At 65.9% G+C, this 20889-nt stretch carries 17 protein-coding genes and 3 rRNA genes (1 of these 20 cut by a window edge); 4 read left to right on the plus strand and 16 right to left on the minus strand.

Annotated features, from left to right (window positions below; genetic code table 11):
- Positions 1–19: 19 nt before the first annotated feature.
- Genes BKE09_RS09280 through BKE09_RS09305 form a run of 6 tightly spaced genes read right to left on the minus strand, consistent with a single transcriptional unit; the run spans position 20 to position 4858 of the window.
- Positions 20–895 (minus strand): cytochrome c oxidase subunit 3, encoded by an 876-nt coding sequence (locus BKE09_RS09280; protein ID WP_014035726.1) that lies wholly within the window; start codon positions 893–895, stop codon positions 20–22.
- Between the two features lie 13 nt (positions 896–908).
- A complete protein-coding gene (locus BKE09_RS09285) occupies positions 909–1499 on the minus strand; it encodes a cytochrome c oxidase assembly protein (RefSeq protein ID WP_014035725.1) in 591 nt (196 codons plus the stop codon).
- The gene (locus tag BKE09_RS09290; protein WP_075675551.1) at positions 1496–1732 is read right to left on the minus strand and encodes a hypothetical protein; all 237 of its coding nucleotides are present in this window, start codon (positions 1730–1732) and stop codon (positions 1496–1498) included. Before BKE09_RS09290 ends, BKE09_RS09285 begins: the two co-directional genes overlap by 4 nt.
- Before the next feature lie 8 nt (positions 1733–1740).
- Positions 1741–3348 carry a cytochrome c oxidase subunit I gene (gene ctaD / locus BKE09_RS09295; RefSeq protein ID WP_014035723.1) on the minus strand — a complete coding sequence of 536 codons (1608 nt, stop codon included), beginning with the start codon at positions 3346–3348 and terminating at the stop codon, positions 1741–1743.
- A 59-nt stretch (positions 3349–3407) separates the two neighbouring features.
- Positions 3408–4370, minus strand: a complete 963-nt coding sequence (coxB, locus tag BKE09_RS09300) for a cytochrome c oxidase subunit II (protein ID WP_075675552.1) — start codon at positions 4368–4370, stop codon at positions 3408–3410.
- A gap of 11 nt (positions 4371–4381) precedes the next feature.
- Entirely contained in the window at positions 4382–4858 is a 477-nt protein-coding gene (locus BKE09_RS09305) for a DUF2244 domain-containing protein (protein WP_014035721.1), read from the minus strand.
- A 274-nt stretch (positions 4859–5132) separates the two neighbouring features.
- Between BKE09_RS09305 and putA the strand changes: the two genes are divergently transcribed.
- The gene (gene putA, locus BKE09_RS09310) at positions 5133–8351 is read left to right on the plus strand and encodes a bifunctional proline dehydrogenase/L-glutamate gamma-semialdehyde dehydrogenase PutA (RefSeq protein ID WP_075675553.1); all 3219 of its coding nucleotides are present in this window, start codon (positions 5133–5135) and stop codon (positions 8349–8351) included.
- 118 nt (positions 8352–8469) lie between these two features.
- On the opposite strand, the gene BKE09_RS09315 is transcribed toward putA, so the two are convergent.
- From BKE09_RS09315 to BKE09_RS09335, 5 genes are all read right to left on the minus strand, one after another.
- Positions 8470–9543, minus strand: a complete 1074-nt coding sequence (locus BKE09_RS09315; protein ID WP_083663075.1) for an AAA family ATPase — start codon at positions 9541–9543, stop codon at positions 8470–8472.
- Entirely contained in the window at positions 9530–10129 is a 600-nt protein-coding gene (pnuC, locus tag BKE09_RS09320; protein WP_075675554.1) for a nicotinamide riboside transporter PnuC, read from the minus strand. Before pnuC ends, BKE09_RS09315 begins: the two co-directional genes overlap by 14 nt.
- A 40-nt stretch (positions 10130–10169) precedes the next feature.
- Positions 10170–10610: a hypothetical protein gene (locus BKE09_RS09325; protein ID WP_075675555.1), complete on the minus strand. Its 441-nt coding sequence runs from the start codon at positions 10608–10610 to the stop codon at positions 10170–10172.
- Positions 10607–11086 (minus strand): hypothetical protein, encoded by a 480-nt coding sequence (locus tag BKE09_RS09330; protein ID WP_075675556.1) that lies wholly within the window; start codon positions 11084–11086, stop codon positions 10607–10609. Before BKE09_RS09330 ends, BKE09_RS09325 begins: the two co-directional genes overlap by 4 nt.
- Positions 11087–11226: 140 nt before the next feature.
- Positions 11227–12654 carry an outer membrane protein transport protein gene (locus tag BKE09_RS09335; protein ID WP_075675557.1) on the minus strand — a complete coding sequence of 476 codons (1428 nt, stop codon included), beginning with the start codon at positions 12652–12654 and terminating at the stop codon, positions 11227–11229.
- A gap of 226 nt (positions 12655–12880) precedes the next feature.
- On the opposite strand from BKE09_RS09335, the gene BKE09_RS09340 reads away from it, so the two are divergent.
- The gene (locus tag BKE09_RS09340; RefSeq protein WP_014035716.1) at positions 12881–13573 is read left to right on the plus strand and encodes a rhomboid family intramembrane serine protease; all 693 of its coding nucleotides are present in this window, start codon (positions 12881–12883) and stop codon (positions 13571–13573) included.
- 83 nt (positions 13574–13656) lie between these two features.
- Here the strand turns inward: BKE09_RS09340 and BKE09_RS09345 are convergent, their stop codons facing one another.
- Both BKE09_RS09345 and BKE09_RS09350 read right to left on the minus strand, forming a co-directional pair.
- Positions 13657–15117 carry a S41 family peptidase gene (locus BKE09_RS09345; protein ID WP_075675558.1) on the minus strand — a complete coding sequence of 487 codons (1461 nt, stop codon included), beginning with the start codon at positions 15115–15117 and terminating at the stop codon, positions 13657–13659.
- A 108-nt stretch (positions 15118–15225) separates the two neighbouring features.
- Positions 15226–16527, minus strand: coding sequence for a peptidoglycan DD-metalloendopeptidase family protein (locus BKE09_RS09350; protein WP_075675559.1), 1302 nt, complete (start codon positions 16525–16527; stop codon positions 15226–15228).
- 95 nt (positions 16528–16622) lie between these two features.
- On the opposite strand from BKE09_RS09350, the gene BKE09_RS09355 reads away from it, so the two are divergent.
- Positions 16623–17285: a hypothetical protein gene (locus BKE09_RS09355; protein WP_014645682.1), complete on the plus strand. Its 663-nt coding sequence runs from the start codon at positions 16623–16625 to the stop codon at positions 17283–17285.
- Positions 17286–17371: 86 nt separating this feature from the next.
- On the plus strand, positions 17372–19081 hold the full coding sequence (locus BKE09_RS09360) for a M28 family metallopeptidase (RefSeq protein WP_075675560.1): 1710 nt from the start codon (positions 17372–17374) through the stop codon (positions 19079–19081).
- A 285-nt stretch (positions 19082–19366) separates the two neighbouring features.
- Here the strand turns inward: BKE09_RS09360 and rrf (BKE09_RS09365) are convergent.
- From rrf (BKE09_RS09365) to BKE09_RS09375, 3 genes are all read right to left on the minus strand, one after another.
- A 5S ribosomal RNA gene (rrf, locus tag BKE09_RS09365) occupies positions 19367–19481 on the minus strand.
- Positions 19482–19614: 133 nt separating this feature from the next.
- Positions 19615–19729 (minus strand): 5S ribosomal RNA (rrf, locus tag BKE09_RS09370).
- A gap of 125 nt (positions 19730–19854) precedes the next feature.
- Positions 19855–20889 (minus strand): 23S ribosomal RNA (locus BKE09_RS09375) (it continues 1843 nt past the right edge of the window).

Here is a 20889-nt window from a genome sequence, read left to right on the forward strand (position 1 = left end):
GCCACCGCTGCCTGCGCGGTCAAAGCACGTAGACGAACAGGAACAGCATCAGCCACACCACGTCGACGAAGTGCCAGTACCACGCGGCCGCTTCGAAGGCGAAATGGTTGTCGCGGGTGAAGTGCCCCTTGGCCGAGCGCAGCCACATCACGATCAGCATGATCGTGCCCAGCAGCACATGCGCGCCGTGGAAGCCGGTCAGCATGAAGAACGTCGACCCGTAGATGCCGGAGCCGAGCGTCAGGTTCAGTTCCTTGTAGGCGTGGATGTATTCCTCCGCCTGCAGGGTCAGGAAGCCGAGGCCGAGCACCACGGTCAGGCCCAGCCAGATCAGCAGCTGGCGGCGGTTGCCGGCCTTCAGTGCGTGGTGGGCAATGGTCAGGGTCACACCGGAGGTCAACAGGATCAGCGTATTGATCAGCGGCAGGCCCCAGGCCGGGATGGTCTGGAACGCACCACCGATCGCCGCCGGGCCATTGGTCGGCCATCCTGCGGAATAGCCCTGCCAGAGCAGCTCGTTGGTCATCACCCCGCGGCCTTCGCCACTGAGCCACGACAGGCCCAGGTTGCGGGTGTAGAACAGCGCGCCGAAGAACGCGCCGAAGAACATCACCTCGGAGAAGATGAACCAGATCATCCCCATCCGGAATGATCCGTCGACCTGGTGGTTGTAGTTGCCGGCCTGCGATTCTCGCACCACGTCGCTGAACCACCAGAACAGGGTCAGCACCAGCATCGCGATGCCGATGTAGAACGTCCAGCGTCCCCAGCTGGCATCGTTGAGCCAGCTGGCCACGCCCACCATGGTCACCATCATCGCGATGGAACCCACGAACGGCCATTTGCTCTGGGCCGGGACGAAGTACACGTTGGCGTCGGTCGGTGTCTGGGCCATGTCGGTATCCGGGTCAGGGTGCGGCGTGCGCGCCGTCCGAGGTAGCGGCCGGGGCCAGCCGATCGGACAGCGCGTCGTTGCGGTAGAAGGTGTAGGACAAGGTGATCGTCTTGATCTCCGGCGGCAGGTCCGGATCGACGATGAAGCGCACCGGCATGTCGCGCTTCTCGCCGGCCTGCAGCGTCTGCGCGGTGAAACAGAAACACTCGGTCTTGCTGAAGAAGCCCGACGCACGCGCCGGCGCCACCGAAGGTACCGCGCTGCCGACCACGGCAGCCGCGCTGTCGTTGCGGGCGAAGTACAGCGCCTCGTTGAGTTCGCCGGGCACCACGTCCATGGTCAGCTGCTCAGGATGGAACGACCAGGGCAGGCGCGAATTGACGCCGCCATCGAACTCCACGCGCACGGTGCGCTTGCCGGCCGCGGCACCTGCACTGGCTTCGCCACCGGGGCCGCGCTCCAGGCGCACGCCGAACACCTTCTCGCAGGCGATGCGGTACAGCGGCACCAGCGAGAACGTCAGCAGGAACACCGCCACCGCCACACCGATCAGGCGCGGCAGCCCGGCGCTGCGGGACGGTGTGCTGGCCGGTGCCTCGCTCATCGGCCGATCACCCCGCTGAGGATGAAGCCGACGTAGACCAGCACGGCGACGGCGCCGACCCACATCGCCGTGCGCTTCGCACGCTGGCGCTGCTGTTCGATGCTTCCGCCCTGGTAGAGCCGACCGCTGGCCGGCTGCTCTTCGTTGTTGTAGAGCCGAGCCATGCTCGGCTGCTTTTCGTCAGTCGAGCCTGGCTCGACGCTACCGATCGGGAGCGGGCTCTCGTTATGCATGCCCCACCTCAATGCGTGATGTCGTCATGCGCCAGATCCCCCGGGCGGATGGTCGGCGGCGTGGTGAAGGTATGCGCCGGTGCCGGCGACGGCAGCGTCCACTCCAGGCCACGCGCGCCTTCCCAGGAACGGGCCTCGGCCTTCTCGCCGTTGCGCAGCGAGGACAGCAGGATCGCCGCCATCATGAACGGGGTGACGAACATGCCGAACGCACCGATCGAGCTGATCAGGTTCCAGTCGGCGAATGCCACGCTGTAATCGGGAATACGGCGCGGCATGCCGGCCAGGCCTAGGAAGTGCTGCGGGAAGAACAGCAGGTTGACGAACACGATCGACCACCAGAAGTGCACCTTGGCCCACTTCTCGCTGTACATCCGCCCGGTCCACTTCGGCCACCAGTAGTACACCGCCGCGATCAGTGCGAACACCGCACCGGTCACCAGCACGTAGTGGAAGTGGGCGACCACGAAGTAGGTGTCGTGGTACTGGAAGTCGGCCGCCACGATGGCCAGCATGAGGCCGGAGAAACCACCGATGGTGAACAGGATGACGAAGGCCACCGACCACAGCATCGGCGCCTCGAACGTCAGCGAGCCACGCCACATGGTGCTGACCCAGTTGAACACCTTCACGCCGGTCGGAATCGAGATCAGCATGGTGGCGAACATGAAGTAGATCTCGCCGCCCAGCGGCATGCCCACGGTGAACATGTGGTGGGCCCAGACGATGAACGACAGGAACGCGATCGCGGCGGTGGCGTACACCATCGCCTGGTAGCCGAACAGCGGCTTGCGGCTGAAGGTCGGGATGATCTCGCTGACCACGCCGAAGGCGGGCAGGATCATGATGTAGACCTCGGGGTGCCCGAAGAACCAGAAGATGTGCTGGAACATCACCGGGTCACCGCCACCGGCGGCGTTGAAGAAGCTGGTGCCGAAGAACTTGTCGGTCAGCAGCATGGTCACCGCACCGGCCAGCACCGGCATCACCGCGATCAGCAGGAACGCGGTGATCAGCCAGGCCCAGCAGAAGATCGGCATCTTCAGCAGGTCGATGCCCGGCGCACGCATGTTGAGCACGGTGGCGATGATGTTGATCGCGCCCATGATCGAGCTGATGCCGGCCACGTGGATGGCGAACACGGTGAACGCAACGTTGTAGCCGCCCTGCAGCGACAGCGGCGGGTACAGCGTCCAGCCGCCGGCAGGCGCGCCGCCGGGCAGCAGGAAGGTCAGCAGCAGCAGGCTGAAGGCCACCGGCAGCAACCAGAACGACCAGTTGTTCATGCGCGGCAGCGCCATGTCCGGCGCGCCGATCTGCAGCGGGATCATCCAGTTGGCCAGGCCGACGAAGGCCGGCATCACGCCACCGAAGATCATCACCAGTGCATGCACGGTGGTCAGCTGATTGAACACCTCCGGCCGGATGAACTGGATGCCGGGCTGTGCAAGCTCAAGCCGGATCAGCACGCTCATGAAGGCGCCGATCACGAACATGATGAAGCTGAAACCCAGGTACAGCGTGCCGATGTCCTTGTGGTTGGTCGAGAAGAACCAACGCTCGAAGAAACTCTGCTGGTGATGGTGATCGTCGTGCCCAACTGCCGAGTGCGCCATTGCAAAACACCTCTCAGAATCGGTTGTCACCACGGCCGCGGGCGGCCGCGGGCTTTACATCACGCGCCGCTCGCTGCGGTGGCAGGCGTGCTGCCGGTTTCGGCAGCGGCGGGTGCGGCCGGCGCTGCCGGAGCCTCGCCCGCCGGTGCAGTCGGCTCGGCCGGTGCCGCAGGCGTTGCCGGCGCGGCAGGCGGCGCCGGCTTGCGCTGCGCCAGCCACTGCTTGAACTCTTCCTTGGACACCGCCTCGACCACGATCGGCATGAAGCCGTGGTCCTTGCCGCACAGCTCGGCGCACTGGCCGCGGTACACGCCGGGCTGCTCGATGCTGGTCCAGGCCTCGTTGATGAAGCCCGGGATGGCGTCCTGCTTCCAGCCCAGCGCGGGTACCCACCAGGCGTGGATCACGTCGTCGGAGGTGATGACGAAACGCACCTTGGTATCGACCGGCAGCACCAGGCGGTTGTCGACATCCAGCAGGTAGTGCGGATGGCTTTCGCGCGTCGGCACCTTGCCGCTCTGCCGCATGCGGTCGGACTCGCGGTCCAGGCGGCTGGTGAAGGTGACGTTCTCGCCGAGGTATTCGTACTTCCACATCCACTGGTAGCCGGTGACCTTCACCGTCATCTCGGCATCGCGGGTGTCGTACATCTTGATCAGGTTGGCCGTGGCCGGCCACGCCATCACGATCAGGATGATCACCGGGATCACCGTCCAGATGATCTCCGCCTTGGTGTTGTGGCTGAAGGTGGCGGCGACCGCGCCCTTGGATTTGCGGAACTTGAAGATGGCGTAGGCCATCGCGCCGAACACGATGACGCCGATCACCGTGCAGATGATCAACGAGAGATTGTTCGATTCCCAGGCCAGGCGCGAGGTCTGGGTCACCCCCTTGCCCATGTTCAGCTGCCACGGCTTGGGATCGGCCGCCTGGGCCCAGGCCAACGCCGGCATCAGTCCCCCGGCCACCATGGCGGCGACCGCTGCAACGCACTTCGTGCCCCACCTGCTGCTTTGCTTCATTGCCTAGACCCTTAGCGTCGTCGGTTGCCGCCATCGCTGGCGGCGAGCAAGCTTTCAAGTGTCTCTGCGAGCGTCTGACGTTCGGCCGGCGCGAGGAAACTCCCCACCTCCACCTGCCGGCCGCTGGATGCCAGCCGGACCCTCTCATCGTCGGTGAGCAGGCGCACCCAGTGGGGGTGGGCCCGGAACACCGGCGATCCACCGGGTACGGGGATGACCTCCACGTACGCCGGTACTACCCGGATCTCCTCCTGCCGTTCACCACTGCGCCACAAGGCACGCAGCGCCGCCGCCAGCACCAGGCTGTACAGCAGCGCGAACAGGGGGGCGAATGCATTGCCGGCCAACCACCCGAAGGCGGACACCAGCCACATCGCACCCGACAACACGGTGAACAACAGGACGAACTGCCGGGCATCGAGCGCCCGTGGGGGACGCAGCCGCAGCTGCGTACCTGACCCATCCGGAGCTGGAAGCACCTCGATCATGTCGCAACCGCGTTCCTGCCGCGGGAAACGTCTCGATGGTAGCCCCGCCCTCTCGCCGGTAGCAAGGGTGCATTCACACTTTTTCCCATGCTGCAACACAGCATGAGGTCGGCGGCACGAATGACGAATTCAGCACAAATATTGTCGGGCTTGCTGAACACGCTGAATCCACCACCGCTAGGGGCTATCAGCCCTTCACGAAGGTGGCTGCGGGGCACTTCCGCAACCCGCAAAAATGATTAAAATCGCCAAGTTTTCCATTGGCCGGACCGGCATGAACGCACCTTCCTCCTCCCCTGCCGCCAGCGACGCCCCGCGTCCCGGCGCGCTGCTGTCGCCGGAACTGCCGGCGCCCCCCAACCCGTTCCGCCAGGCCATCACCGATGCCTGGTTGAAGGACGAGGCCAGCCACGTCCGCGAGCTGCTGGCGCAGGCCCGCCTGCCGGCCGAAGAGCAGGCCAGGGTGCAGGCGCTGGCCGCCGACCTGGTCGGCCGCGTGCGCGTGCGTGCCAAGGACCAGGGCGCGATCGAAGCCTTCATGCGCCAGTACGACCTGGGCAGCGAAGAAGGCGTGCTGCTGATGTGCGTGGCCGAGGCGCTGCTGCGCATTCCGGACCAGGACACCGCCGACAAGCTGATCCGCGACAAGCTGGCCGATGCCGACTGGGAAAAGCACCTGGGCGGCAGCGACTCGGTGCTGGTCAACGCCTCCACCTGGGGCCTGATGCTGACCGGCAAGCTGGTGCAGATGAACGACGCCACCCGCGCCGATGCGCCCAGCGCGTTCAAGCGCCTGGTCGGCCGCGTCGGCGAGCCGGTGGTGCGCCTGGCCGTGCGCCAGGTGATGAAGATCATGGGCCACCAGTTCGTCATGGGCCGCACCATCAGCGAAGCGCTGTCGCGCTCGCACAAGGGCGACAACGCGAACTACCGCTACTCCTTCGACATGCTGGGCGAAGGCGCGCTGACCATGAAGGACGCGCTGCGCTACCTGGAAGACTACCGTCGCGCGATCCACGCCATCGGCGGTGATCACAAGGCACGCGGCGGCCGCCCGGAGGGCGACGTCAACAACGCCCCGGGCATCTCGATCAAGCTGTCAGCGCTGTACCCGCGCTACGAGCACGCCAAGCGCGAGCGCGTGCTGAAGGACCTGGTGCCGGGCGTGCTGGAACTGGCGCAGCTGGCCAAGAGCTACGGCATCGGCTGCACCGTCGACGCCGAAGAGTCCGACCGCCTGGAACTGTCGCTGGACATCATCGAGCAGGTGTTCTCCGACGCCTCGCTGGCCGGTTGGGATGGCTTCGGCGTGGTCGTGCAGGCCTACCAGAAGCGCACGCCGTACACGATCGACCACCTGGCCGACATGGCGCGCCGCGCCGGTCGCCGCCTGCAGGTGCGCCTGGTCAAGGGCGCCTACTGGGATGCCGAGATCAAGCGCGCGCAGATCGAAGGCTATCCGGGCTACCCGGTGTTCACCCGCAAGCAGAACACCGACGTGTCGTACCTGGCATGCGCGAAGCGCCTGTTCACCCATGCCGACGCGATCTACCCGATGTTCGCCACGCACAACGCGCACACCATCGCCGCTGTGCGCAGCATCGCCAACGGTGGCGTGTACGAGCACCAGAAGCTGCACGGCATGGGCGACGACCTGTACGCCGAAGTGGTGCCAGCCGATCGCCTGGGCCTGCCCTGCCGCGTGTACGCGCCGGTCGGCTCGCATGAAGACCTGCTGCCGTACCTGGTGCGCCGCCTGCTGGAAAACGGCGCCAACTCCAGCTTCGTCAACCGCATCACCGACGAGCGCGTGCCGATCGCCGACCTGATCCGCGATCCGGTCGAGATGGTCGCCTCGTTCGCTTCGATTCCGCATCCCAAGATCCCGCTGCCGGTAGACCTGCTGCGCAGCCAGAACCACGACAGGAAGAACTCCATGGGCGCCAACCTCGCCAACGACAACGAACTGCGCGCCCTGGCCGAGCAGCTCAACGCGGCCGTGAAGCCGTGGCAGGCCGCCCCGCTGGTACCGGGTGCCAACCCGGCCGGCGCCGCGCTGCCGGTGACCAACCCGGCCGACACCCGCGAAGTGGTCGGCCAGTGGCTGGCCGCCGATGCCGCCACCGTGCAGAAGGCGCTGGCCAACGCCGTGGCCGCGCAGCCGGCCTGGAACCGCACCCCGGCCGCCAGCCGCGCCGCCATCCTCGAGCACGCCGCCGACCAGCTGGAAGCGCGCATGCCGGAATTCATGGCGCTGTGCGTGAAGGAAGCCGGCAAGAGCCTGCCCGACGGCATCGCCGAAGTGCGCGAAGCGGTGGACTTCCTGCGCTACTACGCCAAGCAGGCGCGCGAGCAGTTCAGCCACGCCGAGAAGCTGCCGAGCCCGACCGGTGAGTCCAACGAACTGCAGCTGCATGGTCGCGGCGTGTTCGTCTGCATCAGCCCGTGGAACTTCCCGCTGGCGATCTTCCTGGGCCAGGTCGCTGCTGCACTGGCCGCCGGCAACAGCGTCATCGCCAAGCCGGCCGAGCAGACCAACCTGATCGGCTACTACGCGGTGAAGCTGCTGCACGACGCCGGCGTGCCGGCCGAGGTGGTGCAGTACCTGCCGGGCGACGGCGCCACCGTCGGTGCCGCGCTGACCGCCGACCCGCGCGTGGCCGGCGTGGCCTTCACCGGCTCCACCGACACCGCACGTGCGATCAACCGCGCGATGGCCGCACGTGACGCCGCCATCGGCGTGCTGATCGCCGAGACCGGTGGCCAGAATGCCTTCATCGCCGACTCCTCGGCGCTGCCGGAACAGCTGGTCAAGGACGCGATCGGTTCGGCCTTCACCTCCGCCGGCCAGCGCTGCTCGGCCGCGCGCGTGCTGTTCGTGCAGGACGACATCGCCGACAAGGTGATGACCATGCTGGCCGGCGCGATGAAGGAACTGAAGGTCGGCAACCCCGGCCTGCTGTCCACCGACGTCGGCCCGGTGATCGACGCCGACGCGCTGAAGATCCTGCAGGACCACGCCGAGCGCATGGACCGCGAAGCGCGCCTGATCGCCGCCGCCGAGCTGTCCGCCGAAACGGCCAACGGCACCTTCTTCGCGCCGCGTGCGTACGAACTGAAGGACCTGGGCCAGCTGCAGAAGGAAATCTTCGGGCCGGTCCTGCACGTGATCCGCTGGAAGGGCGACCAGCTCGACGCAGTGATCGACCAGATCAACGCCACCGGCTACGGCCTGACCCTGGGCGTGCATTCGCGCATCGACGAGACCGTTGATCGCATCAGCAATGGCGTCCACGTCGGCAACGTCTACGTCAACCGCAACCAGATCGGCGCGGTGGTCGGCGTGCAGCCGTTCGGCGGCCAGGGCCTGTCCGGCACCGGCCCGAAGGCCGGCGGCCCGCACTACCTGCTGCGCTTTGCCACCGAAAAGACGGTGACGGTGAACACCACCGCCGCCGGCGGCAACGCCTCGCTGCTGACCCTGGGCGACTGATCGCCCGCATCAGGCAGAGAACGAAAAACCCCGCGAAAGCGGGGTTTTTTGTGCTTCTGCTTTCTGTAGAGCCGAGCCCACGCTCGGCTTGCATGGTGCAGCGGGCACAGGCTCGGCTCTATAGCGGCGGGGCGACACTGAACCGGTTGTCCGCCCGCTTCGCCAGCTCGCCCTGCACGCGTGCAATGCGCGTCTCCAGATCGCCTTCCAGCAGCACGTACTCGATACCCTCTGCCTGCAGCTGCGCCAGGTACCACGCATGCTGCTGCGACCGGAAGGCTTCGCCCACGCGCGTGCCATCCTGGTCGAACGGAATATCCGGCGCGCACAGGAACAGCAGGTCGTAGCGTCGTCGTGCCGCCTGCCGCAGCGGCTCCGGCGCTGTGCCGAACATCCAGCCGCTGTACCCCAGCGTTACCCTCGGCGTGGTATCGCAGAACAGCCAGCGATGCGCGCGCCGCGCGACCTCGTCTTCGTGCTGTGGTTGTGTCATTGCAATGCGAAGCAGATCGTCCGGCGTCAGTTCTCCGCCCTGCTGCTCCCACAGGGTGCGGCCGTACTCCGGCACCCAGGCGGTCTGCAGGCGCCCGGCCAGCACGCGCGCCAGCGTGGTCTTGCCACTGGACTCGCCACCGATGAACGCCACGCGCTGCACGTAGTCCGGATACACCTCGGCGGAAAGGCTGTGCCGATGCGCATGTGGATCGGCACGCAGCTGGGTGCCGCAGGCCTGTCCGACGTCCAGCGCGCGCTCCAGCCGCTCATGTCGCACCGGAGTGCCGAAGTGCGTGGCCAACGCCTGTGCGAAGCCGTCTCCATAGTCCTCACCGGTGTACACCGCCTGCACCGGCCCACCGAACAGGTTCAGGCACAGCCACGCGGTGAAGTCCCGCTGGACCTGTTCGTCATCACTGTCCTGCGGCAGCGCTCGCACTGGCAAGCCATGCTGCATGCACAATGTCGCCAGTCGCGCGTCGTCAAGCACCGCTACCGTCGCCTGCGGGAAACGCGCACGCAGCCAGCGCTCGCGGCGCTCGGCGCTGTAGCCGGCAAAGCCCGGCTGCGACCAGCCGATCACCAGCAGATGCACGCAGCGCGTGGCAGCGAAGTCGATCAGTCGTTCATGGCCGAGGTGCAGCGGGCAGAATTTGCCCACCACCAGCCCCCGCGCAGCGCGCTCAGGCAGCGGCATCGGCCGCCCTGGCCTCGTTGCGCATCAGGTGCCGCCAATGGCGCAAGGCCACCAACGCATTGATCCAGAAGCCCACGTACAGGATCGATGTCAGGTGCAAGCCACGGCTGTAGTACAGCGGCACTGCAACGGTGTTCACCAGCAACCACACCCACCACGATTCCAGCTTGCGCCGCATCATCAGGATCTGCGCGATCACGCTCAGCACCAGCACCGCCGAATCGATGTACGGCGCATAGGCATTGGTCAGCCGGGTCAGCATCCAGCCGTAGCCGAACGTGGCCACCACCGCCAGTAGCGCCAGCCAGGCCCATGCCCGCGACCGCAACGAGGTGATCGGCAGCGGCGCACCATGGTCGCCGCGCAGCCACTGCCACCAGCCCAGCACACTGATGGCGATGAAGAAGAACTGCAGCACCATGTCCGCGTACAGGTGCGATCGTTCGAACACGGCGGCAAACAAGGCACAGCCAACGATGCCCAGCCACCAGGTATGCACGTTGTTGCGCCCGGCCAGCAGGATCGAGCCGGCGACGGCGATGTTGGCGGCCAGCTCAAGCTGGAAGTTCGGATCGGACAGGTTCATGGCGCTATTGTCGCGTAGATCCACGCCATGCGTGGATGGCCTACACGCGGGCTAGAAACGTCTCCGCATCCCCCGCCTCGCATTTCCACTCGGCATACACCCCCACCAACAGGCAGTGCGGGCAACGGCAGCCGATGTACAGCCAGCGCACGTCACGCGAGTCGGGGTACAGTGCGACACCAGAATGAATTGCCAGAGACTCATTCCCGCACAGACACCAATGTGCTTCGAGTTCGGCCTCATCAACATACTCTGCGCTGTCACCCATCAGGTGCGACTTCCCGCAGCTCACGCAGTCGCGGCGCGCAACGCCCGCCTCCTCGTCATTGAACAATCGGAACAGGGTCGATCCACAGACGCAGACCGAAGCACGGTAGTCGGTCGCGAGGTAACCATTGCGGTCACTGAAGCTCTTAATGACCGCGCGGATGTCGTCGTCATCGCTGCCATACCAATGCTTGCCCTTGCGGGTGAGCGTCATGCCCGCCTCTCCTGCACATCGTTTGCGTTTCCTGACACGCGCTCTCGCACCATCCACACCTGGTGTTCATCCTCACCCCAGCACCCGGCCTGCATGCCTCCTGGCAGCAGCAGCGCGAGCCAATCCGGCATTTCGGCATCCCAGCGCGTGCCCTCGAAGGGGTGTGGCCACGTGGAGCCCTGCGGATTGCGCGAATGCAGGAACAGCGCACTGTTGCCCGTGTCCGCTGCCAGCGTCACCCAGCACTGGACATCGTCCCTGTGCGCGGACACAACCCGCTGCAGGAGCCGCAGCAACACGCCAGCCACTTCTGCCCGATCGGTCGGGTGCCGATTGCCCCGGCCTTTCCAATCAAGGTGGGTATGCCAGTAGTCGAACCACTCCGATTCCAGTACTCGGTCGAGGATCGCATCCGCCTTGGATTCCTCCCGCGCCCAGTAGCGGTGCATCTTCTTCCGGTAACGACGATCAATCATCGTCCACTGCCCTCATTCACGTGTGGCGGCAAGGTATCAAGGCCGACCCGCGGACGCAGCAGCCAGATGCGACACCCCACAAAAAGAAAGGCCCCGCTTGCGCGGGGCCCTCCATGTCCTGCTTCAGGCAATCGCCCGAATCAGAACTTGTACTGCATCGAAGCAGCCAGCACGTCGCCGCTGACCTTGTACTTGCCGGTCACGGTGTTGCCGGTGTCCGAGGTCGAGTTGACGTTCGGATCCTTGGTGAACAGGTGGGTGTAGCCCACGCTGTATTCCATCTTGTCCGAAGCCGCGTAGGTCAGACCCAGCGACAGCCACTTGCGGGTGGTGTCCGGCACGCGCACGTCGCGGTGGGCGTCGGTGGTCGGGGTCTGGTCGTAGGCGAGACCGCCGCGCAGGGTCAGCTTCTCGTTCATGCGGTACTCGGTACCGATCGACGCGAAGGTGGTGTCGCGGTAGTGGAACGGCAGCACGCTGTCCGGCTGGTTGGAGTCATAGTCGACGACGACCTGGTCGAACTTGCTCCACGCGGTGCGCGAGACGTCGGCCATGATCTTCCACTGGTCGTTCACGCGGTGGGTGAAGCTGACGGTGGCGCTGGCCGGCAGGGTGATCGAGGCACGACCGTTGCTGTCGATGAAGGTACCCGGAGCGGCAGCGGCCAGGAAGGTCGCGGCGTTGCCCGGAATGGTGAAGTCGGCCTTGCCGTCGTTGATCTTGTGCTTGACCTGCGAGCGGTAGCTGAAGGCGATGTTGGTGCCTTCCACCGGGCTGACGGTCATGCCCAGGGTGTAGCCCATCGACACTTCGTCACCCTTGATGCGCAGGTAGCCATCGGCGGTGCCCGGAGCGAAGCCCTGCTGGGCCATGGCCACGGCGGCCTGACGCGAAGCGGCGGCAGCCTGGGCGGCAGTGCCACCGGCGGCCAGCACGGCAGCGGCAGCCTTCTGCTGGGCGCTGGCGTTGATCGCGGTGCCGGTGTCGACAGCGCTGGTCAGGTCAACGTTCAGGCGCTCGGCGAACACCGACGCACCGAACGACAGGTACGGGTTGATGTCGTAGGAGAACGCGACGCCCAGGTCGATCGCCTGCAGCTCGGTCTTGACGCCGTTGTAGCGGCCGACCCAGTCACGGTCGTATTCGGTCTTGAAGCCGAACGGCACGGTCAGCGATGCACCGAAGTGCATGTTGTCGTTCTCGCCGAACGGCAGGTGGAAGTAGGCTGCGGGGACCGGGGCGATCATGCCGGCGTCGCCGCCGTTGCCGCCGGAAATCGGAGCGCCGTTGGCGTACTTGCCCTGGCCGCGGAACTTGGCGCCGAAGCTGATGGCGCTGACGTCGCCCTGGATCTGGGTGCCTTCGAGCAGGCGCATCGACGCCGGGTTGGTGGCGACCACCGAGGCATCGCCTTCAGCGGAGGTGGAGCCGGCGAACGCACGGCCGAGGCCCTTGGCGCTGTTTTCCTTCAGCTGGAAGGCGGCGGCGTTGGCATCGGCGGCGGCCAGCGCACCGGCAACGCCGACGGCCAGCAGGGTCAGACGGGCAATGGTGGAAGCGGTTTGCATCGTAGTTCTCTCTCCGGTAAGCGGTGATGTTGCTCTGAGTGCGCCTGCGCCCGGCCGGCCCTGGGGCCCTTCGGAGCGCGCCGGATTCCCCTCCCGACATACGACGCCGTATGCGAGTATTACCCAGAGCTGTTAATGAAACAATAACAGCAACGGCGCTTTTTTCGTCTCAAAAGCTGAACAGGACAATCCCCGCCGCAGGCGTCGTCACGCTAGGCTTATGCCCATGTTCGTCTCCCTCCCGTCGCGCAAGAAGGCGGCCCTGCGCTGGGCCACGCCCGTGCTGTTCGCGTCATTGTGGCTGGCATTCCTGTGGTCGATCTCGCGCCCGGACGATGCCCGCGGCAGCCTCTGGCTGGACTGGGGCGCCCTGTCCACCGGCCTGACCCACCCGCTGGACTGGTGGGCGACCCTGCAGGATGGCAGCGTGCTGCGCCTGTTCACCGCGCTGTTCCTGCACGCCGACTGGTCGCACCTGCTGGGCAACCTGGTGTTCCTGCTGATCTTCGGCCTGCCCGCCGAGCGCGTGCTGGGGCCCTGGCGGTTGCTGTTGCTGTTCCTGGTGGGCGGCGCGGTGTCCAACCTGGTGGCGATCTACACCATGGGCAGCCCGGACCAGATCATCATCGGCGCCAGTGGCGCGGTGTCGGCGCTGATCGGCGCCTACCTGGCCCTGTTCCCGGGCGCGCGGCTGGGCGTGGTGATCCCGCTCGGCCTGTTCCTGGAGTTCGTGCGCGCCCCGGCCTACCTGCTCATCGGCGTCTGGGCCGCGCTGCAGGTGGTGTTCGCCCACATCGGCCCCAGCTTCGGCATGGTGGCCTGGTGGGCGCACATCGGCGGCTTCCTGTTCGGCCTGCTGTATGGCGTGTACGTGCGCGCAGCGATCGCGCGCCGGCTGCGCAAGCGCCACGGTTTCTGACACTGGGTAGTGCCGGCCGCTGGCCGGCTCCCCGCTCACCCGCTCGTTCGTAGATCAGTCGAGCATGGCTCGACTCTACAGAATCAGGGCTTGGCCGGGACCGGAGCGGGCTTGGCTTCCGGCGTGCTGTCGGCCTTCGGTTCGACCTTCGGCTCCGGCTTGACTTCGGGCTTCACCGCAGCGGCCTTCGCGGCCTTGGCGGCATCCGCTTTTGCCGCTTCGGCCTTCAAGCGTGCAGCCACCGAACCCGGGTTCTTCAGCTCGGCCAGCGCGTCGTTGATCGGGCCATCGCCCGGCAGCACCGCACCGGCGTGGTAGCCCTCGGTGCCTTCGTCGTCGCCGCGCAGATGGCCCGGCAGGGTCGCTTCGCTGTAGTCGCTCAGGCTGGCCGGCAGGGCATCCTCGGCCGGCGTGGCGGCGGGCTTCAGTTCAACGTCCGGCACGATGCCGGTGGCCTGGATCGACTTGCCGCTGGGCGTGTAATAGCGCGCGGTGGTCAGCTTCACCGAATCACCGTTGTCCAGCGGCAGCACGGTCTGCACCGAGCCCTTGCCGAAGGTGCGGCTGCCGACCACGCGCGCACGCTTGTTGTCGCGCAGCGCACCGGCCAGCACTTCCGATGCACTGGCCGAACCGGCATCGGCCAGCACGACCACCGGTGCGCCCTTCAGCAGGTCACCCGGGGTCGCGTCGAAACGGGCATCGCTGATGCTGATGCGGCCACGGGTGCTGACGATGTTGCCCTTGTCGAGCAGATCATCGGCCACCTGCACGGCGGCGGTCAGCAGGCCACCCGGATTGCTGCGCAAGTCCAGCACCAGGCCCTTGAGCTGGCCACCGGACTGCTTCTGCAACTGCTGCACCTGCTTCTGGAAATCCGAACCGGTATCGGCCTGGAAGGTGCTCAGGCGGATGTAGCCGTAGCCGGGCTCCAGCAGGCGGCTGCGCACGCTGGTCACGCGGATGGTCTGGCGGGTCAGGCTCACGTCGAACGGCTTCGGCTTGCCTTCGCGCACGATGGTCAGCACCACCTTGCTGCCGGCCGGGCCGCGCAGCGGCTCGCTGGCGTCGATCGCGCTGATCGGCTTGCCGTCGATGGCGATGATCAGGTCACCGGCGAGGATGCCGGCCTTGGCCGCCGGGGTGTCGTCGATCGGCGAGATCACCTTCATGCTGGCGTTGTCCGGCTGCTGCTGCAGCTCCACGCCGATGCCCTCGTAGGCACCATTGGCCTGCTCGTCGAAGGCCTGCGCGTCTTCCTTGTTGAAGTAGGTGCTGTGCGGATCGAGGTCGAGCAGCAGGCCACGCACGGCCGACTGCATCAGCTTCTTGTCATCGACCGGGTCGACATAGGCCGCGCGCACCGCGTTGTACACGGCCACGAAACGGCGGATTTCTTCCAGCGGCACCTTCGAGGTCACCGCCTCCTCGCTGTTCGCTGCCTGCCCGCTGGTTTCCTGGCTCGGGGCGGGCGCGGTCTGCTGCGCCCAGGACAGCGCTGGCAACAGGGCCAGCAAGAGGGTGGCGGTACGGGCTGCGCGCATGGATCACTCCTGTCGACGTTGGCATCGTGCCCAAGGCACATGCACCGATTATGCGCGAAGCACAGCTAAATTCCCGTTGAATCCGGCCCGCATCCGGCAGGCCTGGATTCAGCGCCGCTGCAGCCAGCTGTCCGGGTTGACCGGCTGCCCGCCACGGCGCAGCTCGAAGTACAGCGCGGTGACCCCCTGGCCACCGGAATTGCCGACCTTGGCCACCGCATCACCGCGGCTGACCCGTGCGCCGGCATCCTTCAGCAGGGTGTCGTTGTGGGCATACAGGCTCATGTAGCCATTGCCGTGGTCGACGATCAGGATCATGCCGTAGCCGGTCATCCAGTCGGAGAACACCACGGTGCCGTCGGCCACGGCCGTGACGGTGCTGCCGGCCGGCGCGCCGATCAGCACGCCGCTGCTGGTACGGCCATCGGGCAGCTTGCCGCCATAGCGGGCCAGCAGGTTGCCGGACAACGGCCAGCCCAGGCCACCGACCTTCGGTGCCGGTGCCGACGCCACCGCAGGCGGAACCTTGGTTGGCGGCGGCGGTGGCCGGCCCTGTGCGGCGGCCTGGCGTGCGGCCCGCTCGGCAGCGGCCTTTTCGGCGGCGGCTCGACGTGCCGCCGCGCGACGCTCGGCTTCGGCCCGGGCGGCAGCGGCACGCAGGTTGGCCAGCAGCGTTTCCAGCGCCTTGGCATCCTGGCCCAGTGCCTGTTCCTTCTCGCGCCGGTCCTTGAAGCGTTCGTCCAGCGAGGCCACGGTCTGCGCGCGGTCACGGCGGTCGGCCGCCAGCGTCGCAGCCTGCTGCTTCTGGTCCTGCTGCGCGCCCTGCAGCTTCTGCTTGCGCTCGGCGATCTGCGCCTGCAGCGCTTCCAGTTCCTTCAGGTCGGCGGTGAGCGTGGTGATGCGCTGCGCACGTTCGCGCTGCAGGTAGCGGTGGTAGGCCAGCGCACGATTGGCATCGGCCACCGTGTCCTGCGACAGCAGCAGCTTCAACGGTGCATGGTTGCCCAACTGGTAGGCCGCGCGCAGCAACCCGGCCAGTTCGCGGTGCTGCTGGGCAAGGTTGGCCTGCAGCGTGCTGCGGCGCTGTTCGGCTTCGGCCAGCGCCTGGTTCTGCTCGCGCAGGGCCGACTCGGTCTGCGCAAGGGCGCGGCCACTGCGGGCCACCTTCTCGTCGGCCTCGCGCAGCTGCTGGGATGCCTGCCCACGCTGTCCCTCGATCTGCCGTCGTTCCTGCGCCACGCCCTTCAGCTCGGTGCGCAGTTTCTGCAGCTTGCGCTCGGTCTCGCGGGTGGTCTGCGCGGCGCCGGGCAGCGGCAGGGCCAGCGCCAGGACCAGCCCCAGCAGCAGGCAGCGCCCGCCGCGTACGGCGGCGATGTGATGTCGGCGTGATGGGAAGGCGTTGTCGCGCAAGGGCTTTCCAGTGACTTCAGGCAGTTGCGGGGGGTACCGGGGAATGGTGACATCTCCGCACGCGGCCTGCCAGCCGCACATCCATCGAGGTCCCCATGAAAACTCTATCCATTCCGCTGCTGTTGGGCGTACTGCTGGTCACCGGGCCGGTCTGCGCCCAGGAGAACATCAGCAAGGTCAACGGCAGCATCAGCGCCGAACCGGGTCAGCGCTACGGCAAGCTGGACACCGTCAACGGCGGCATCCGCGTCGGCGAAGGCGTCGAGACCGGCAGCATCGACACCGTCAACGGCGGGGTGAAGGTCGCCGACCGTGCGCGCACCGGCAAGATCGAAACGGTCAACGGCGGTGTCCGCCTGGGTCGCGAGGTGATCGCCAGCGGCGGCGTCAGCACCGTCAACGGCAGCATCTTCACCGATCGCGGCAGCCAGATCGAAGGCGGCGTCGAGACCGTGAACGGCGGCATCGGCCTGGTTGAAAGCCGCGTCGGCAAGGACGTGGAGACCGTCAACGGTGACATCACCGTCGGCATCGGTTCGCAGGTCAACGGCGGCGTGCATGTGCGCAAGCCGAACTTCAGTGTCTCGCTGACCGCGAGCCGCAAACCGCGCGTGATCATCGGCCCCAACGCGGTCGTCAGTGGGCCGCTGCAGTTCGAGCGCGAGGTGGTGCTGTACGTGCATCGCACCGCGCGCATCGGCCCGGTCACCGGGGCCGAGCCGATCCCGTTCGATACCGAAACCGCGCCGGCCGACTGAACCCGTCGAACCTGCCGCTTCGGTGATACTCGCGTTCACCGGTCGCGCATGAGGTGCGACCGCCCTTTGTTCTCCAGGAATCGACGATGCCCCGCAAACTCCTCCTGTGCCTGGCCGCCGCGGCCGCGCTCAGTGCCTGCAAAGGCGAAGACACCCCGGCAGCCACGCCGGCCACCGATACCGCTGCCGCGAAGCCGGCCGCCCATCAGTTCTCCCCGGAGATCAACGCCGGCGACTTCGCCGAGATGGTCAAGACCCTGGCTTCGGATGAGTTCGAAGGCCGCGCCCCGGGCAGCAAGGGCGAAGAACTGACGGTCAACTACATCCGCGACCAGATGCAGCGCATCGGCCTGCAACCCGGCAACGGCGACAGCTGGTTCCAGGACGTGCCGATGACCGAGGCCACGGCCGACGAATCGACCGTGCTGAAGATCACCCAGGGTGGCAAGACCACCGAACTGAAGTTCGGCACCGACATGGTGGTCGGTACCCGTACCGGCCAGGCCGAGGTGAAGGTCGATGCCAGCGACCTGGTGTTCGTCGGCTATGGCGTCGATGCGCCGGAGCAGAAGTGGAACGACTATGCCGGCCAGGACTGGAAGGGCAAGACGGTCGTGATGTTCGTCAACGATCCTGGCTTCCACGTCGACGACGAGAAGCTGTTCGACGGCAAGCGCATGACCTACTACGGTCGCTGGACCTACAAGTTCGAGGAGGCCGCCCGCAAGGGTGCTGCTGCCGCTCTGATCGTTCACGACACCGCCGGCGCGTCCTACGGTTGGGACGTGGTGAAGAATTCCTGGGCCGGCCCGCAGTACGACCTGCCCGCCAAGGATGACCCGGAGGCCCGGATCCCGGTGCAGGGCTGGCTGAGTGCCGAAGCCGCCAAGGCGCTGTTCGCCGGTGCCGGCCTGGACCTCGCCCAGGCCTACAAGGACGCCAGCAAGCGCGGTTTCAAGCCGGTGCCGCTGAAAGCCACCGCTGCGGTCGACCTGAAGAGCCAGATCGCGCAGAAGCAGTCGCGCAACGTGGTCGGCGTGCTGCCGGGCAGCAAGCGCGCTGACGAAGCCGTGCTGTACATGGCGCACTGGGACCACCTGGGCAAGCATGAGGGTGAGACCGGCGACAACATCTACAACGGCGCAGTCGACAACGCCACCGGCGTGGCCGGCATCCTCGAGGTGGCCGAAGCCATGGCGCACCAGGAGCCGAAGCCGGAGCGCTCGGTGGTGTTCCTGGCGGTGACCCTGGAAGAATCCGGCCTGCTGGGTTCGAAGTACTACGTCGCCCACCCGACCTTCCCGCTGGACAAGATCGCCGGTGTGATCAACATCGATGCGATGTCGGTGGCCGGCCGTGCCAAGGACGTGACCGTCACCGGCTTCGGCAGCTCTGAGCTGGAGGACATCCTCAAGCCGCTGGCCGCCGCCCAGGACCGCACCCTGCACGGTGAGACCTCGGTGCAGAGCGGCTTCTACTTCCGCTCCGATCACTTCAACTTCGCCAAGGCCGGTGTGCCGGCCCTGTACGCCGATGGTGGCGAAGACCTGCGCGAGGGTGGCGTGGAAGCGGGCCGCAAGGCCGCGGCGGATTACGGCGCCAACCGTTACCACGGCCCGAAGGACGAGTTCGACGCGGCCACCTGGAAGCTGGACGGCACCGTCGAAGACCTGCAGCTGATGTACGGCGTGGGCAAGGAACTGGCCGGTGGCGATCGCTGGCCGAACTGGTATGCCGGCAACCCGTTCAAGGCGGCCCGCGACGCGATGATGAAGGACAAGGCCCCGGCCAAGTAAGTCGGGCCATGCTCGACTGAACATCGTCTGGAGCAGAGCGGCGCCCCACGGGGCGCCGCTTTTTTTTGCGCGCCGCCATTGGTGGGTGCCAGCCCTGGTTGGCACCTCTTTACACGGCGAGCGCCCCATCCACCCGTGGCGTGGATCTACCGGTAGTGCCGGCCGCTGGCCGGCAAACGGCGGCGGGTGCATCGACTCATCCGCCGGCCAGCGGGCACCACCACCCGCATTTCCTGCGCACAAAGAAAAACCCCGCTGCGTGAGCAGCGGGGTTTTGGGTGTAAACCCTGGCGATGACCTACTCTCGCATGGCTTGAGCCACACTACCATCGGCGCAGCTGCGTTTCACTTCCGAGTTCGGGATGGGATCGGGTGGTTCCACAGCGCTAATTTCACCAGGGAGACGGTTGCAGCAGCGCTTGCAGCGCCGGCTTCGCGATCTTGCCCGTGGGGCGGAAGGGACCCGGAAAATGCAGTGCCTTCACTTAATAAGAAAAACCCCGCTGCGTGAGCAGCGGGGTTTTGGGTGTAAACCCTGGCGATGACCTACTCTCGCATGGCTTGAGCCACACTACCATCGGCGCAGCTGCGTTTCACTTCCGAGTTCGGGATGGGATCGGGTGGTTCCACAGCGCTAATTTCACCAGGGAGGCTTTTGGAGAGTCGCACTCGTCCCGGGGGACAAGGCGCCAGCCTCGCATAGTTCTTGTGACGTAGCGTGCACTTGGATGCTCTTACGACGCTGTCGTAAAGCCAAGGCAACTTGAGGTTATATGGTCAAGCCGCACGGATCATTAGTATCAGTTAGCTCAATACATTGCTGTACTTACACACCTGACCTATCAACCACGTAGTCTACATGGTTCCTTCAGGGGGCTTGTGCCCCGGGAGATCTCATCTTGAGGCGCGCTTCCCGCTTAGATGCTTTCAGCGGTTATCGCTTCCGAACATAGCTACCCGGCAATGCCACTGGCGTGACAACCGGAACACCAGAGGTTCGTCCACTCCGGTCCTCTCGTACTAGGAGCAGCCCCTCTCAAATCTCCAACGCCCATGGCAGATAGGGACCGAACTGTCTCACGACGTTCTGAACCCAGCTCGCGTACCACTTTAAATGGCGAACAGCCATACCCTTGGGACCGACTACAGCCCCAGGATGTGATGAGCCGACATCGAGGTGCCAAACACCGCCGTCGATATGAACTCTTGGGCGGTATCAGCCTGTTATCCCCGGAGTACCTTTTATCCGTTGAGCGATGGCCCTTCCATACAGAACCACCGGATCACTAAGTCCTAGTTTCCTACCTGCTTGATCCGTCGATCTTGCAGTCAAGCACGCTTATGCCTTTGCACACAGTGCGCGATGTCCGACCGCGCTGAGCGTACCTTCGAGCTCCTCCGTTACTCTTTAGGAGGAGACCGCCCCAGTCAAACTACCCACCATACACGGTCCCCGACCCAGATAATGGGCCCAGGTTAGAACGTCAAGCACGACAGGGTGGTATTTCAAGGATGGCTCCGCTGCAGCTAGCGCCACAGTTTCATAGCCTCCCACCTATCCTACACAGACGAACTCAACGTTCAGTGTAAAGCTATAGTAAAGGTTCACGGGGTCTTTCCGTCTTGCCACGGGAACGCTGCATCTTCACAGCGATTTCAATTTCACTGAGTCTCGGGTGGAGACAGCGCCGCTGTCGTTACGCCATTCGTGCAGGTCGGAACTTACCCGACAAGGAATTTCGCTACCTTAGGACCGTTATAGTTACGGCCGCCGTTTACTGGGGCTTCGATCAAGAGCTTCGCCTTGC

The organism is Stenotrophomonas sp. TD3 (assembly GCF_001939825.1).
Lineage (GTDB): Bacteria > Pseudomonadota > Gammaproteobacteria > Xanthomonadales > Xanthomonadaceae > Stenotrophomonas.

What these genes read in the sequence shown, in the direction of transcription:
- BKE09_RS09280 (WP_014035726.1), bottom strand. Translation starts at nt 895, where the DNA reads ATGGCCCAGACACCGACCGACGCCAACGTGTACTTCGTCCCGGCCCAG.
- BKE09_RS09285 (WP_014035725.1), bottom strand. Translation starts at nt 1,499, where the DNA reads ATGAGCGAGGCACCGGCCAGCACACCGTCCCGCAGCGCCGGGCTGCCG.
- BKE09_RS09290 (WP_075675551.1), bottom strand. Translation starts at nt 1,732, where the DNA reads ATGCATAACGAGAGCCCGCTCCCGATCGGTAGCGTCGAGCCAGGCTCG.
- ctaD (WP_014035723.1), bottom strand. Translation starts at nt 3,348, where the DNA reads ATGGCGCACTCGGCAGTTGGGCACGACGATCACCATCACCAGCAGAGT.
- coxB (WP_075675552.1), bottom strand. Translation starts at nt 4,370, where the DNA reads ATGAAGCAAAGCAGCAGGTGGGGCACGAAGTGCGTTGCAGCGGTCGCC.
- BKE09_RS09305 (WP_014035721.1), bottom strand. Translation starts at nt 4,858, where the DNA reads ATGATCGAGGTGCTTCCAGCTCCGGATGGGTCAGGTACGCAGCTGCGG.
- putA (WP_075675553.1), top strand. Translation starts at nt 5,133, where the DNA reads ATGAACGCACCTTCCTCCTCCCCTGCCGCCAGCGACGCCCCGCGTCCC.
- BKE09_RS09315 (WP_083663075.1), bottom strand. Translation starts at nt 9,543, where the DNA reads ATGCCGCTGCCTGAGCGCGCTGCGCGGGGGCTGGTGGTGGGCAAATTC.
- pnuC (WP_075675554.1), bottom strand. Translation starts at nt 10,129, where the DNA reads ATGAACCTGTCCGATCCGAACTTCCAGCTTGAGCTGGCCGCCAACATC.
- BKE09_RS09325 (WP_075675555.1), bottom strand. Translation starts at nt 10,610, where the DNA reads ATGACGCTCACCCGCAAGGGCAAGCATTGGTATGGCAGCGATGACGAC.
- BKE09_RS09330 (WP_075675556.1), bottom strand. Translation starts at nt 11,086, where the DNA reads ATGATTGATCGTCGTTACCGGAAGAAGATGCACCGCTACTGGGCGCGG.
- BKE09_RS09335 (WP_075675557.1), bottom strand. Translation starts at nt 12,654, where the DNA reads ATGCAAACCGCTTCCACCATTGCCCGTCTGACCCTGCTGGCCGTCGGC.
- BKE09_RS09340 (WP_014035716.1), top strand. Translation starts at nt 12,881, where the DNA reads ATGTTCGTCTCCCTCCCGTCGCGCAAGAAGGCGGCCCTGCGCTGGGCC.
- BKE09_RS09345 (WP_075675558.1), bottom strand. Translation starts at nt 15,117, where the DNA reads ATGCGCGCAGCCCGTACCGCCACCCTCTTGCTGGCCCTGTTGCCAGCG.
- BKE09_RS09355 (WP_014645682.1), top strand. Translation starts at nt 16,623, where the DNA reads ATGAAAACTCTATCCATTCCGCTGCTGTTGGGCGTACTGCTGGTCACC.
- BKE09_RS09360 (WP_075675560.1), top strand. Translation starts at nt 17,372, where the DNA reads ATGCCCCGCAAACTCCTCCTGTGCCTGGCCGCCGCGGCCGCGCTCAGT.